Raw genomic sequence first — 14,262 nt, forward strand, 5'->3', positions numbered from 1 at the left:
GGGCCGCATCGTGCTGACGATGCGGCCCTTTTTCAGGTCTGCCCTGCCGAAGGGAGGAGACCGCCTAAGCCATCCTGGCCTGCATCCCCTGCGCCAGCTGGCATTGGAAGAAGCTCACCGTCGTCTGCAGCAGGATCGCGCGGCGGTTGAGTTCCTCCGAGGTGGCGGCCAGCTCTTCCGAGCTCAGCGAATTCTGCTGGATCACCTGGGCCAGTTCACTGGCGGCGGTGCTGATCTGGCTCACGGCGGCCGACTGCTGGTCTGCCGACTGCACGATGTCCTGCACCAGCGCCGAGGTGCGGGCGATGGTCGGCACCATGTCGTTGAGCTGGCGTTCGGCCGCACATGCCAGGGCCACATTCTCGCGCGCCACCTGGTCGATCTCCTGCGCCGCCGACTGGCTGCGCTCGGCCAGGCGCCGCACTTCGGCCGCAACCACGGCAAAGCCGGTGCCGTGCTCACCTGCATGGGCCGCCTCGATGGTGGCATTCAAGGCCAGCAGATTGGTCTGGTAGGCGATGTCATCGATCACCTCGATCTTGCCGGCAATCTGCTGGATGGCCGCCACCATCTGCTTGACCGTGTCGGCACACTGGCGCGCCTCCAGCGCCGCGGCCGAGGCGATCTGGTCGGTCTGGCGGGCATTCTGCGCGGTGCTCATGATGCCGCCGTGGATCAGCGCCAGCGCTTCACTGGCCTGTTCCACCCCGGCCGCCTGTTCGCTGGAGGCGCGCGAGAGCGATTGCGCCGTCGCGCTGACTTCCTCGGCAGTGCTGACGAAGACATCGGCATTGGCACGCACCTCGGTCACCACCTGGCCCAGCCGCGTCATCATCTTCTGGATCGCGTGCATCATGCTGTTGCGGTAGCGAGACTTGGGCGTGATCGTCTGCACCAGGTCACCGTCGGAGAGGCGCTGCATCACCGTCACCACATCGCCCGGCTCGCCCCCCATCTGGCGCAGCAGCGTGCGGGTGAGCAGCCATCCTGCCACCAGCAAAAGCAGCAGCACGCCACCGGCTACCTGGATCACGGTCTCCAGCGCATCGCTGATGATCTCGCGCGCACTGAGCCCGCCAGCGTCGCCCTGGGCGATCTTGTAGGAACGATGGCGGGCAAAGGTGGCCTGCACGGTATCGATGGCAGCGCGAAACTCCAGGACCGCCAGGCTCAAACTATCCTCAACCCGGTCTTGCTCGGCCACCGCCAGCAAGCGCTGCACCACTTCCTCGAAGGCGGCGATGCGGGCCTGGTCATCGGCCAGCATGGCCGCATCGGCCTCGTCGGTGACGTAGGCATCGGTATAGGTCTTGAGATGCCGGTTCATGCGCGCACGCTGCACTTCCATTTCGTGCAGCAGCCGGCTACGGTCGTGCGGGTCGGGATTGACCAGGTATTGATAGATGCGTCCCTGGATGGCGTTGAATGCGGCCTGCGTATCATCCAGCGTGGTCACGCTGGGCACGGTGTTGACCTGCGCATAACTGGCGGCGTGATAGACGCTTTCGATCTGCCGCAAGCTGACCGCAGCCGTGGCGACCAGCCCCAGCAAGGCCAACAGGATCAGCACCGACAAGCGCTGACCGACGGTGAGCGTGCGAAGCCCAGGCCTGAACATGATTTTCCTCTCCCCCAGAGGTGTTGCGATGGCTGCGTGACATGGCGCGCGCCCTCCATGCTGCGCCATACAGACTTGGCAACGAACTTATAGCGCGCAACAGGGCTTGTCAATCGAGGCGAGTCAATCGGGACTCATATCGCTTCCCGCGGAGGAAAACAAAAATGCCGTCCAGCAACACTGCGGACGGCATCCTCACGAATCCTTGCAGCGGCCCGCCATCGGGCCACCTTGCAGATTCAGTCAAAACGGATCTGCACCTTCATCATGCGCGAGCGGTCGCCGGCAATCTCGAAGGCTTCCACTGCCTGGGCGATGGGATAGGTGGCCGTGATGAGCGGCTTGACGTCCACCAGCTTGCGGTTCATCAGTTCCACTGCCATGGCGAACTCTTCATGGAAGCGGAAGGCACCCCGCCAGTCCAGTTCCTTGCCCACCAGCAGATTGGCCGGAAACTGGATATCTCCGCCCAGGCCGACCTGCACGATCACCGCTTGCGGACGCAAGGCTTCCAGGGCACCCACCAGCGCGCGCTCATTGCCGCTGGCTTCGAAGAGCACGTCGAAGGTCCCCTTGTCGGCGGCATAGGCCTTCAATGCATCGGGCGTCTCGGCCATGTTGATGGCACGATCTGCGCCCACCTGCAAGGCGGCTTGCAGCGGCATGCTGGCCACGTCGGTGACCACCACTTCCAGCGCGCCGGCGCGGCGCGCGGCGACCACCACCAGGGCACCGATGGGACCGCAGCCGGTCACCAGCACGCGCTTGCCCACCAGCGGGCCGGCGCGGCGCACCGCATGCAACGCTACCGACAGCGGCTCCGCCATGGCGGCCTCGCCGTCGCTGACGTGATCGGCCACGATGTGGGCCTGCGAACGTTCGATGATGATTTCCTGGCGGAACGCGCCCTGCACATGTGGCGTGCGCATGGCGCTGCCGTAGAAGCGCATGTCCAGGCAGTGGTTCTGCTTGCCTTCCTGGCAGTACTTGCAGGCGCCGCAGGGACGGCTGGGCGAGATGGCGATGCGGGTGCCGGGTGCGATGTCGGTGATGGCCGAACCGACTTCGGCGATCTGGCCCGAGACTTCATGGCCCAGCACCATCGGTTCCTTGATGCGCACCACGCCAAAGCCGCCGTGGTGATAGTAGTGCAGGTCCGAGCCGCAGATGCCGCCGGCCTTGACCTTGACCTTCAGCTGCTGCGGCTGCAGGGTGCCGGTCTCCAGGGCCTGGATGCGCAAATCGTGCGGCGCGTGAATGACGAGTCCTTCTTGCATGGTCTTCTCCGAAATGAGCTAAATGATTTACAAGGTGGCCGTCACGCCGCCATCCACGTAGAGGATGTGGCCGTTGACGAAACGCGAAGCATCGCTGGCCAGGAACACCGCCGCGCCCACCAGGTCTTCGACGTCGCCCCAGCGGCGCGAGGGCGTGCGGCCCACCAGCCAGTCGGTGAACTTGGCATCGTTGACCAGGGCCATGTTCATCTCGGTCTTGAAATAGCCCGGACCCAGGCCGTTGACCTGGATGCCGTACTTGCCCCAGTCGATGGCCATGCCCTTGGTGAACATCTTCACCGCACCCTTGGTGGCGGTATAGGGCGCAATGCCCGGACGGCCCAGTTCGCTCTGCACCGAGCAGATGTTGATGATCTTGCCGGCGCCACGCGGGATCATGTGGCGCGCCACCGCTTGCGCGGCATAGAAGACGCTGTTGAGGTTGGTGTTGATCAGATCGTGCCAGTCCGATTCCTTGAACTCCTCCAAGGGATTGCGGCGCTGGATGCCGGCATTGTTGACCAGGATGCCGATGGCGCCGATCTCGCTTTCGATCTTCTGCACCGCAGCCTTCACGTCCTCGGCCGAGGTCGCGTCGAAACTGGCTTCATGGATGGTGTGGCCCTCGGCACGCAATTGCGCCGCGACGGTAGCCAGCTTGCCGGCATCACGTCCGTTGAGCACGATGGCCGCGCCCGCTTCGGCCATGCCGCGCGCCAGTGCCAGGCCGATGCCACCGGAGGAACCGGTGATCAGGGCCAGCTTGCCTTCAAGGGAAAAGCCCTGCAAACCTGCGGGCAACGAGGTGGTCTTGATGGTCATGAGGTGTCTTTCTTCTTGTCGGAAATTTCATTGTCAATATCTGCCCTGGCCAATATGGCGCAAAACAGGTCTCAGTGCGCCTTTCCGGTCTCGCGCTGGAAAGCGGCAATGGCGTGATACTCCGCCTCCAGCTTGGCCGGAATGGCGGCAAAGATCGGTTGCAGGCGGCCGTAGACGGCCACCGCTTCAGCCTCGGGGGCGTGATGATTGGTAGAACCGACCATGCCCGAGATGACCGACAGCGACGGCACCAGCCCCAGCGCCCAGGCACCCAGCACGGCCGCCCCCAGGCAGGACGACTCGACACTCTCCGGCACCACTACTTCGCGGTTGAAGATGTCGGCCATCATCTGGCGCCACAGCGCCGAACGGGCGAAGCCACCGGTGGCCATCATGCGTTTGGTCGGCCCGACCAGTTCTTCCAGCGCCGGCAGGATGCTGTAGAGATTGAAGATCACCCCCTCCAGCGCCGCACGGATCATGTGGTGCTTGCCGTGATGCAGGGCCAGGCCGAAGAAGGAACCGCGCAGGTCGGCATTCCACAGCGGCGCGCGCTCGCCTGCCATGAAGGGATGGAACAGCAGGCCTTCCGCACCCGGGCGCACCTGCTCGGCAATACGCGTCAGGGCCTCATAGGGATCGACGCCTTCCTCGCGCGCCGCCGCCGCTTCTGCCGTGGCCAGCTCGTCGCGTACCCAGCGGAAGATGTTGCCGCCGTTGTTCACCGGGCCACCGACCACCCAGTGTTTTTCGGTCAGCGCATAACAGAACAGGCGGCCATGCGGATCGGTCAGCGGTTCATCGATCACGGTGCGCATGGCACCAGAGGTGCCGATGGTCACGGCCACATGGCCAACCTCGATGGCGTTCACGCCCAGGTTGGAGAGCACGCCGTCATTGGCGCCGATGATGAAAGGCGTCTGGACTGACAGGCCCAGGCGCTGCGCCATCTCCGGTGCCAGGGCCGGCAGACGGTGCGTGGTCGGCACCGGCGTGGGCAACTGCTCGGGCCGCACACCCAGCAAATCCAGTGCGCCCTTGTCCCAGGCCAGTTCACGCAGGTTGAACATGCCGGTGGCCGAGGCAATGGAATGGTCCACCACCCACTGGCCGAAGAGCTGGTACAGCAGGTATTCCTTGATGCCGACGAAGCGCGCCGCCTGGTGGAAAATCTCCGGCTTTTCATGGCGCAGCCACATCAGCTTGCACAGCGGCGACATCGGGTGGATCGGCGTGCCGGTACGGCGATAGATGGCATTGCCGTCGTGCTCGTGCTTGATGCGTTCGGCCCAGACCGAGGCACGGATGTCGCCCCAGGTGATGCTGTTGCACAGCAGCCGGTTCTGCTCATCGAGCGCAATGACGCTGTGCATGGCCGCGCTGAAGGACAGCAGCGCGATGTCCCCAGGCGCGGCCCCGGCCGCCTTGACGGCCCCGGCGATGGAGGCCAGCGCGGCGGCCACGATCTGGTCCGGGTCCTGTTCCGCCATGCCCGGTTCGGTACAGAGAACCGGATATTCCTCTGCATGCTGGGCCACCACCTTGCCATCGAGCGTGAAGACGACGGACTTGGTACTGGTGGTGCCGATGTCGACGCCGAGCATGAAGGGTGCGGAAGAGGCCATACGAATTTTCCTTACGGGGCAAAGCAAGACGCCCGGACCAGCCGGGCGGTACAAGCGGTCTTAGACGACCAGGTTGAGCAACATGATGAAGATGATAGCAACAACCGAGATCAGGGTTTCCATCACCGTCCAGGTCTTGAAGGTTTCACCGACGCTCATGTTGAAGTATTCCTTGACCAGCCAGAAGCCGGCATCGTTGACGTGCGACAGGATCAGCGAACCGGCGCCGGTAGCCAGCACCAGCAGTTCCTTGTTGGTGCCGGGGATCAGCGCCACCAGCGGTGCCACGATGCCGGCGCCCGTGATGGTGGCGACGGTGGCCGAACCGGTGGCCACGCGGATCACGCCGGCCACGAACCAGGCCAGCAGCAGCGGCGAGATCTGCGCATGCACGGCCAGCTGGCCGATGGCAGTGCCCACGCCGGAATTGACCAGCATCTGCTTGAAGCCGCCACCCGCACCGATGATCAGCACGATGGCTGCGGTCGGGGCCAGGCTCTGGTCCACGAACTTCAGCAGCTGCTGGCGGGTGAAGCCACGGGCCAGGCCGAAGGTCCACATGGCCAGCAGCAGCGCGGCCAGCAGGGCCACGATGGGGTTGCCGATGAAGTCCATCAGGTCGCGCATGGCGTGGCCTTCAGGCAGGGTGACGTCGACGAAGGTCTTCAACAGCATCAGGAAGACCGGCGAGAGCACCGTGATCAAGGTGGTGGCAAAGCCCGGCAGGTTGGTGGTCTGCGGCTCGCGCGCCAGTTGCTCCATCAGGTCTTCGGAGGGCTTGATGTCGACGTAGCGCGAGATGAAGGCACCGAACATGGGACCGGCGATGATGACGGTGGGCAGGCCCACCACCAGGCCGTAGAAGATGGTCTTGCCGATATCGGCGCCGAAGATGCCGATGGCCAGCAGCGGCCCCGGATGCGGCGGCACCAGGCCGTGCATCACCGACAGGCTGGCCAGCATGGGCATGCCGATCTTGAACAGCGGCACGCCCGAGCGGCGCGCCACGATGAACACCAGCGGGATCAGCAGCACGAAGCCGATCTCGAAGAACAGTGGAATGCCGACCAGGAAGGCGCCCATCATCATGGCCCAGTGCACGCGCTCGCGACCGAAGGCGCGCACCAGGGTCTGGGCGATCTGGTCAGCACCGCCGGACTCGGCCATGAGCTTGCCCAGCATGGTACCCAGGCCCAGCACGATGCCCACGAAACCGAGCACGCCGCCGAAGCCGTCCTGGAAGGACTTGACGATCTTGGGCAGCGGCATGCCCGAGATCAGGCCCAGCAGGCCCGAGGTAATGGTCAGGGCGATGAAGGGATGGATGCGCAGGCGCGTGATCATCAGGATCAGCGCGAGGATCGCAATGACTGCGTTGAACAGCAAGGTGGCGTCGTGGCTCATGCCTAGCATGGGAATCTCCGGTTGCCGATAGCCGATGGCGTGCACATCCGGGATGGAGCGCAGCAGCGCCCTCCCGCCGGGATTGAGCGGGGCGAACGTCTCCTGCGGCCGGTCCTCGGGAAGGCACGGGCATCTGCACTATCTGCGTAGTGTTTTTATAGAGGAACCCACGAGGGATGCAGCGGATTCCAGCCTGAGTGTGGTATGCCGTCGCCAGCCCCGCCGCCGTGTTCCCGGAGGTTCGGATGTTAGCGTTAACATGCGGCGCGATGATAACGCTAACATTTTGCGGCGGTCAAACACTTGTTGTGCTGCGGTGCGGTAGAAGCTGTCCTCACGGAAATAACCGACTGGTCCGCTGTATCTGCTGCAACGTGTGCGAAGGAAAGGCTTGCCAAGTCCGCTTCATTTCAATAATAATTGAAATATTGAATTATCAAGGCCCCTCGTCGGCAAGAAAAGAAAGCCCAGCCACCATGGAACCGAGCACCGTCATCACCGCCCTTGCCGCCTTGGCGCAAGAATCGCGCCTGGCCATTTACCGTCATCTGGTCCAGGTGGGGCCGCAGGGCAGCCACGCCGGCAAGATCGGCGAGGCGCTGGGCATCGCGCCCTCGTCGCTTTCTTTCCATATGAAGGAGCTTTCCCATGCCGGACTGGTGAGTGCCCGCCAGGAGGGCCGCTTCGTCATCTATGCCGCCAACTACACGGTGATGAATGAAGTATTGAGCTTCCTGACCGAGAACTGCTGCGGCGGCAACCCGTGCTCCCCCGCGAGTGCCTGCCGTGTTGCGGAGGCTGGCAGTGCGCGCTCCTGATGACCGTTGCGTCGACGAGGATAAAAAATGCTGTCTGCCGTTCTGATCTTCCTGCTCACCCTGCTCTTCGTGATCTGGCAGCCCAGGGGCCTGGGCATCGGCTGGAGCGCCTGTGCCGGTGCGGCGGCGGCGCTGGCGGCGGGGGTCATCCATCCGGGCGACATCCCGGTGGTCTGGCATATCGTCTGGAACGCCACCGGCACCTTCATCGCCATCATCCTCATCAGCTTGCTGCTGGACCAGGCCGGCTTCTTCGCCTGGGCAGCCTTGCATGTAGCACGCTGGGGAGGGGGCAATGCGCGCATGCTGTTCATGCTGCTGATCCTGCTGGGCGCTGCGGTGTCGGCCCTGTTCGCCAATGACGGTGCCGCCCTGATCCTTACGCCCATCGTCATTGCGATGCTGCAGGCGCTACGGTTCCCGCCCAGGGCGACGCTGGCCTTCGTGATGGCCGCAGGCTTCATTGCCGATACCGCCAGCCTGCCGCTGGTAGTGTCCAATCTGGTCAACATCGTCTCGGCGGACTTCTTCCACATCGGATTCGCCAGCTATGCAGCGGTGATGATCCCGGTCGATCTGGCGGCAGTGGCGATGACGCTGCTGGTCCTGTTTCTCTACTTCCGCCGCGACATTCCGGCCAGCTATGACCACGCCACGCTGCCGGAACCGGCCAGTGCCATCCGTGACCGCGCCACGTTCATCGCTGGCGGCTGGGTGCTGGTCCTGCTGCTGGCCGGGTTTTTCTGGCTGGAGGGATGGGGCCTGCCCGTAAGCGCCGTGGCAGCCGTCGGCGCACTCATTCTGCTGGCAGTGGCGGCCAGGGGCCGCGTCATCTCCACCCGCACGCTGCTGCTGGGCGCGCCATGGCAGATCGTGTTCTTCGCGCTGGGGATGTATCTGGTGGTCTACGGGCTGCGCAACGCCGGCCTGACCCAGTACATCACGGCCGCACTGAACGCGTTCGCCGCCCACGGCGTGTGGGGCGCCGCCGTGGGCACCGGCGTGCTCGCGGCCGGACTCTCATCGGTCATGAACAACATGCCCACAGTCCTGGTAGGAGCCCTGTCGATCGATGCCAGCACGGCGCAAGGCGCAGTCAGGCAGGCGATGGTGTATGCCAACGTCATCGGCTGCGACCTGGGCCCCAAGATCACCCCCATTGGCAGCCTGGCCACCTTGCTCTGGCTGCACGTGCTGGAAAGCAAGAACCTGCGCATCACCTGGGGCTACTACTTTTGCGTGGGCGCACTGCTGACCCTGCCCGTGCTGCTGGTGACGCTAGCAGCGCTGGCCCTGCGGCTCACCCTCGGGTGAGGCATCACGGTGCCGGCACGGCCTTGCGTAGTTCATCACGAATTCCACCTGCCATCGAGGATATCTCCATGATCACGATCTACCACAACCCGGCTTGCGGCACTTCCCGCAATACCCTGGCGATGATCCGCAACAGCGGTGAGGAGCCTCGCATCGTCGACTATCTGCAAAACCCGCCGAGCCGGGAAGAACTGACCAGGATGATCCATGAGGCCGGCCTGACCGTGCGCGAAGCCCTGCGCCAGAAGGACACGCCCTATGCCGCGCTGGGCCTGGAGGACACCAGCCTGAGCGATCAGCAACTGCTCGATGCCATGCTCGCGCATCCCATCCTGATCAACCGGCCCTTTGTGGTCACGTCCCTGGGAACCCGGCTATGCCGGCCCTCCGAACGCGTGCTGGACATCCTGCCCCAGGCACAGCAGGGGCCATTGCGCAAGGAAGATGGCGAAGTGGTCGTCGATGAACAGGGGCGGGTCGTGACCCGCCCCTGAGCCGCCCCGCCCGGCGCATCGGCCGGAGAGGGCTTGAGGATGGGCGGCGAGGCGGCAAGCAGGTATCATGTCGCCACTCCGAATGACCGCCCTTGCCTGCATCCATGACCCAGCGCGCAGCACCCAAGTCCAAGCCCAAGTCTCCTCCCGCCGTGCGTGGCAGCCGTGCCACCGGGCGCATCACCATCATCGACGTGGCGGCCGCGGCCGGGGTCAGCTCGATGACGGTCTCGCGCGCCCTGAAAAATCCAGGCCTGGTGCAGGAACAGTCGCGCCAGCGCATCCTCGAAGCCATCGACCGGCTCGGCTACGTGCCCAACCAGGCCGCCTCCACCCTGGCCTCGGCGCGCTCGCTGGTGATTGCGGTGCTGGTGCCTTCGCTCACCAATGCGGTCTTCATCGAGACACTCTCCGGTATCCGCGATTACCTGGCCAGCGCCGGCTACCAGTTCCTGATTGGTGAGACCGGCTACGACCGGGCCAAGGAAGAGCAGCTCATCGCCACCTACCTGGCGCACGCGCCGGCAGGATTCCTGCTCTCCAGCAGCGAGCAGCACGACATCCTGCAGGCCCGTCCCGCCAGCCGCGACATTCCTGCAGTGCGCATGTTCGACCTGGGCCGCAGCCACCATGACTACTCGGTCGGCTTCTCGCAGACCCGCGCCGGGCATGCGGTGGCGCAACACCTGGTGGAGCGCGGCTACCGGCGCCCGGCGTTCCTCGCGGCCCAGCTCGATCCGCGCATGATGAAACGCCGCGAGGGTTTCCGCAAAGGCTTGCTGGAAGCTGGCATCGCCCCCGACATCGAAGTGCTGCTGCCCGAACCGACCACCGTGGACATGGGCGCGCAACTGCTGCGCCGGGTGCTGCAAGAGCATCCGGACTGCGATTCGGTGTTCTGCTGCAATGATGACCTGGCCCTGGGGGCGCTCTTCGAATGCCAGCGCCAGGGCATCTGCGTGCCGCGCGAGATGGCCATCGCCGGCTTCAACGATCTCTCCTGGGCGGCCTGCGCCACGCCTTCCATCACCACCGTGGTCACGCCGCGCTACGACATCGGCTACAAGTCGGCCGAAATGCTGGTGCGCCAGTTGAAGGGCGAAGACATTCCCAAGGGCCGGCTGGACCTGGGCTTTGAACTGGCCGTGCGCGAGAGTACCTGAAGCACGGCCATTTCCTCACCTAAGGGCAGTCCCCACATCCGTGGACGAATCCGCGCCAATAATCCATCCAACGCCGTCTCGCGCCTCTGGACAGAAAACGGCCATTCTCTACAATCTCCCGATGTCGTTCTCCTCTGCAAGAATGCAGCAGCACAGCAGTACGGTGATGCAAAGTTGCAGCGGCGGGCGGCATTCTTATAAATAATATGTAGATTCCCAAGTCCCGATCATCAGGAGCAACCTTCATGCAGACGTTTACCGGTCTTTGCAAACCCGCCGCCCTGGCGCTGCTGCCGCTGTGCGGCGCGCTGGCCTTCCTGCCGGCTTCCGCCCAGACGGCGCCGCCCTCGGCCCCCGTGGTCAAGTACGACCTGACCTATGACATCATCAGCCCGGTCCACAGCCAGCACGGCATGGTGGCCACCGAACAGGAACTGGCCACCAGGGTCGGCGTGGACATCCTCAAAAAAGGCGGCAACGCGGTGGACGCCGGCGTGGCCGTGGGCTTTGCGCTGGCCGTGGTGCTGCCCAATGCGGGCAACATCGGCGGCGGTGGTTTCATGATGATTCACGATGCCAAGACCGGCAAGAACGTCGCCCTGGACTTCCGCGAGATGGCGCCCCAGCGCGCTACCCGCAACATGTACCTGGACGACAAGGGCAACGTGGTCCCGGGCCGCTCGCTCTACACCCACCTGGCCGTGGGCGTGCCGGGCACGGTGGCGGGGCTGTCGCATGCGCTGTCGAAGTACGGCACGATGAAACTGTCGCAGGTGATCCAGCCGGCCATCGAACTGGCCGACAAGGGTTATCCGGTCAGCCGCAGCCTGGCGCTGATCCTCTCGGCCGAGCGCGAACACCTGGGCCAGTGGGATTCCTCCAAGGCGATCTTCTTCAAGGACGGCCGCCCGCTCAAGGAAGGCGAACTGCTGGTCCAGAAGGACCTGGCCAAGTCGCTGCGCCTGATCGCCAAGGAAGGCCCCAAGGCCTTCTATGACGGCGCCATCGCCAGGAAGATCGTGGCCGAGATGGACAAGCATGGCGGCCTCATCACCGCCGAAGACCTGAAGAACTACAAGGTCGTCGAGCGCGAGCCGGTGTCGGGCAACTATCGCGGCTACCAGGTCATGTCGATGCCGCCGCCAAGCTCGGGCGGGGTGCACATCATCCAGATGATGAACATCCTGGAACGCTATCCCCTGAAGCAGTACGGTGCCGACAGCGCCCAGACCATCCACCTGATGGCCGAAGCCATGAAGCTGGCCTATGCCGACCGCTCCGAATACCTGGGCGACCCGGACTTTACCAAGGTGCCGGTCAAGGGCCTGACCTCGCGTGCCTATGCCGACGAACTGGCCAAGAAGATCAACCCGGACCGCGCCACGCCTTCTGCCGAGATCAAGCCGGGCCAGCCGCAGCCGTATGAAAGCGACCAGACCACCCACTTCTCGGTGGCCGACAAGGACGGCAACCTGGTGGCCACGACCTACACGCTGAACCTGAACTTCGGCAGCGGCATCGTCGCCACCGGCACCGGCATCACGCTCAACAACGAGATGGATGACTTCGCCGCCAAGCCGGGCGTGCCCAATGCGTTCGGCCTCATCGGTGGCGACGCCAATGCGGTCGGTCCCTACAAGCGTCCGCTGTCGTCGATGTCGCCCACCTTCGTGCTCAAGGATGGCAAACCCTTCCTGGTCACCGGCAGCCCCGGCGGCAGCCGCATCATCACGACCACTCTGCAGACCATCCTCAACGTGATCGACCACGACATGAACGTGGCCGAAGCCACCATCACGCCGCGCATCCACCACCAGTGGGTGCCGGACCAGCTGCGCGTGGAAAAGGGCCTGTCGGCCGACACCATCAAGATCCTCCAGGACAAGGGCCAGAAGATCAGCGTGCAACCCTCCATGGGCCGTACCCAGACCATCCAGATCAAGCCGGATGGTTTCGACGGCTTCTCGGATCCGCGCAATCCGGATGGCCGTACCATGGGCTTCTGACGGGCTGAACCGCTGCCCTCGCAGGCAGGCCCTCAAGGATGGCTCCCGGCTGACTGGCCGGGAGCCTTTTTTTTATCAGGAGGCCGTTTCTCTTTCTTGCCGGACGGCTTGCGCTTGCAAATAAAAATTCATCTGCGAAATTGGCCATCTGAACCCGGAAGCCATCTACAAAAACTTATTTTCATTCCGGCACAATAAATTTCTTCGAACTCCGGTGAATTTTCGCTGCCGCGTTCATGTTTCACTTCCCCCGATTGGCACACCATAACGAAATCCGCTACCAGAGCGGCTTTTCGGACTACACCAGGTCTTTCTTCCCTGTTTTTTTGAACAAATTCAAAAGAACAAAAGAAAATTTTCGAGAAAAATATCGAAATCCGAAGAGGCACATTTCGTTAAATTTTTGTTTTTCTGCTTTATTCCCTTGATCCCCTTATCAGGACAAATCGACGCCATCACTATGGCAGGCATTTGTCACTGAGCACGAATTCCATCCCGTTCCGATTGCACGCAGCGCTGACATGGCGCCCTGATGGCTGGCACCTCCGTGTCCTGCCGCAGGCCTGCGTTTTCCGACGAGACCGTGCGTGACCCGATTTCGACTTGTCACTTTCAAGGGAGTACCACCATGACCATCACCGTCCTGAAGCTGTCCGACGCCGACGCTTACCTCAAGAACATCTCCATCAAGACCATCAAGGACGTGCGCGCCCTCGACGTGGACCTGATGCTGATCCTGATGAATGGCGACCGCATCATCATCAACAATGGCGCGGTCAGTGCCATGAGCGCGCCGGAGTCCTCGCTGCAGTTCGCCGATGGCAGGCTGCCGCTGGGCAGCGTGTTCCAGCAGATCGACAAGATCGACGTCTCGCCCGAGGCCAACCTCACCGTCAGTTCCAAGGAAATCACGCGCTACAACCAGAACAACGCCAAGAACAAGAAAGCCCGCAAGGACGACGAAGAAGACGGCGAGAAGCCCGTCCTGGTCGAGCCGGGAGAGCGCGACCCGGCCGCCGCCACCGAAACCCACGGCAGCAGCGGCAACACCGAGCGACCCAACTTCACGCCGACCAAATCCCCCGACAACCAGAGCCAGATCTCCGATGCCGAAATCAACTCACAGAGCGAAAAGAACTGGGGCGTGCAATGGCCCATCGCAGCCGGTGCGCTGGCCTTGAGAACAAGCAGAAGTATCTGGTAACCATCAGCCTGGGCGGCAAGATGCTGGGCTTCGATACCTTCGAAACTGCTGACAACTCCAGCCGTGGCAGCTTCACGTTACAGGCCGCCCCCAACCTGCTGGCACCGGGCTTGTATCGCGATCTGACGGTCATCGGCGAACGCCTGCGCAGCGTTCGCCTCAAGATGGGCATCAGCCAGAATCTTTTCGCCCGCGCACTGGAAACCGCGCCCAACCACATCTGCCAGATCGAGCACGGGCGCTGCGTGCCCGGTGGCAAGCTGCTGCGCGGCATGCGCGAACAGTTCGGCATCGACATCACCTGGCTGCTCAGCGGCCAGAGCGCATCGACCACGACCAGTCTCTTCAGGAGCGAGGTCGCTACGCTGGTGGCCGACTACCAAGCCGCCAATGCCAGCGGCAAGGCCTTCCTGAGCTATACGGCGAGCTTTCTGGTGGAGGGCATGCCTGCGGAAGAACAACCGCCCACCTTTCCAAATAAAACAGGCAGGCGATGAGCTCACGCCATCGCCTGCCT

General features: G+C 63.5%; 12 protein-coding genes. 7 read left to right on the plus strand and 5 right to left on the minus strand.

The window, feature by feature from the left end; all coding sequences use genetic code 11:
• Positions 1 to 64 precede the first annotated feature (64 nt).
• From ACVC5H_RS20615 to ACVC5H_RS20635, 5 genes are all read right to left on the minus strand, one after another.
• Entirely contained in the window at positions 65 to 1,618 is a 1,554-nt protein-coding gene (locus tag ACVC5H_RS20615) for a methyl-accepting chemotaxis protein (RefSeq protein ID WP_489619596.1), read from the minus strand.
• 239 nt (positions 1,619 to 1,857) lie between these two features.
• Entirely contained in the window at positions 1,858 to 2,895 is a 1,038-nt protein-coding gene (locus ACVC5H_RS20620) for an L-idonate 5-dehydrogenase (protein ID WP_489619597.1), read from the minus strand.
• Positions 2,896 to 2,922: 27 nt separating this feature from the next.
• A complete protein-coding gene (locus ACVC5H_RS20625) occupies positions 2,923 to 3,717 on the minus strand; it encodes an SDR family NAD(P)-dependent oxidoreductase (RefSeq protein ID WP_489619598.1) in 795 nt (264 codons plus the stop codon).
• Between the two features lie 71 nt (positions 3,718 to 3,788).
• Positions 3,789 to 5,342: a gluconokinase gene (gene gntK / locus ACVC5H_RS20630; protein WP_489619599.1), complete on the minus strand. Its 1,554-nt coding sequence runs from the start codon at positions 5,340 to 5,342 to the stop codon at positions 3,789 to 3,791.
• Between the two features lie 60 nt (positions 5,343 to 5,402).
• Complete coding sequence (locus ACVC5H_RS20635) at positions 5,403 to 6,755, minus strand: GntP family permease (protein WP_489619600.1); 1,353 nt, start codon at positions 6,753 to 6,755, stop codon at positions 5,403 to 5,405.
• A 467-nt stretch (positions 6,756 to 7,222) separates the two neighbouring features.
• Between ACVC5H_RS20635 and ACVC5H_RS20640 the strand changes: the two genes are divergently transcribed.
• The 7 genes from ACVC5H_RS20640 to ACVC5H_RS20670 all read left to right on the plus strand — a co-directional run bounded on the left by ACVC5H_RS20640 (position 7,223) and on the right by ACVC5H_RS20670 (position 14,242).
• Entirely contained in the window at positions 7,223 to 7,564 is a 342-nt protein-coding gene (locus tag ACVC5H_RS20640; RefSeq protein WP_489619601.1) for an ArsR/SmtB family transcription factor, read from the plus strand.
• Between the two features lie 27 nt (positions 7,565 to 7,591).
• The gene (locus ACVC5H_RS20645) at positions 7,592 to 8,878 is read left to right on the plus strand and encodes an arsenic transporter (RefSeq protein ID WP_489619602.1); all 1,287 of its coding nucleotides are present in this window, start codon (positions 7,592 to 7,594) and stop codon (positions 8,876 to 8,878) included.
• Positions 8,879 to 8,946: 68 nt separating this feature from the next.
• Entirely contained in the window at positions 8,947 to 9,372 is a 426-nt protein-coding gene (gene arsC, locus ACVC5H_RS20650; protein ID WP_489619603.1) for an arsenate reductase (glutaredoxin), read from the plus strand.
• 104 nt (positions 9,373 to 9,476) lie between these two features.
• Positions 9,477 to 10,535, plus strand: a complete 1,059-nt coding sequence (gntR, locus tag ACVC5H_RS20655; protein WP_489622739.1) for an HTH-type transcriptional regulator GntR — start codon at positions 9,477 to 9,479, stop codon at positions 10,533 to 10,535.
• Between the two features lie 245 nt (positions 10,536 to 10,780).
• Positions 10,781 to 12,541, plus strand: coding sequence for a gamma-glutamyltransferase (ggt, locus tag ACVC5H_RS20660; protein WP_489619604.1), 1,761 nt, complete (start codon positions 10,781 to 10,783; stop codon positions 12,539 to 12,541).
• 628 nt (positions 12,542 to 13,169) lie between these two features.
• Positions 13,170 to 13,745: a hypothetical protein gene (locus tag ACVC5H_RS20665; RefSeq protein ID WP_489619605.1), complete on the plus strand. Its 576-nt coding sequence runs from the start codon at positions 13,170 to 13,172 to the stop codon at positions 13,743 to 13,745.
• Positions 13,691 to 14,242: a helix-turn-helix domain-containing protein gene (locus tag ACVC5H_RS20670; protein ID WP_489619606.1), complete on the plus strand. Its 552-nt coding sequence runs from the start codon at positions 13,691 to 13,693 to the stop codon at positions 14,240 to 14,242. Before ACVC5H_RS20665 ends, ACVC5H_RS20670 begins: the two co-directional genes overlap by 55 nt.
• Positions 14,243 to 14,262 lie beyond the last annotated feature (20 nt).

The sequence above is a fragment of the Herbaspirillum sp. Her3 genome (assembly GCF_057961275.1).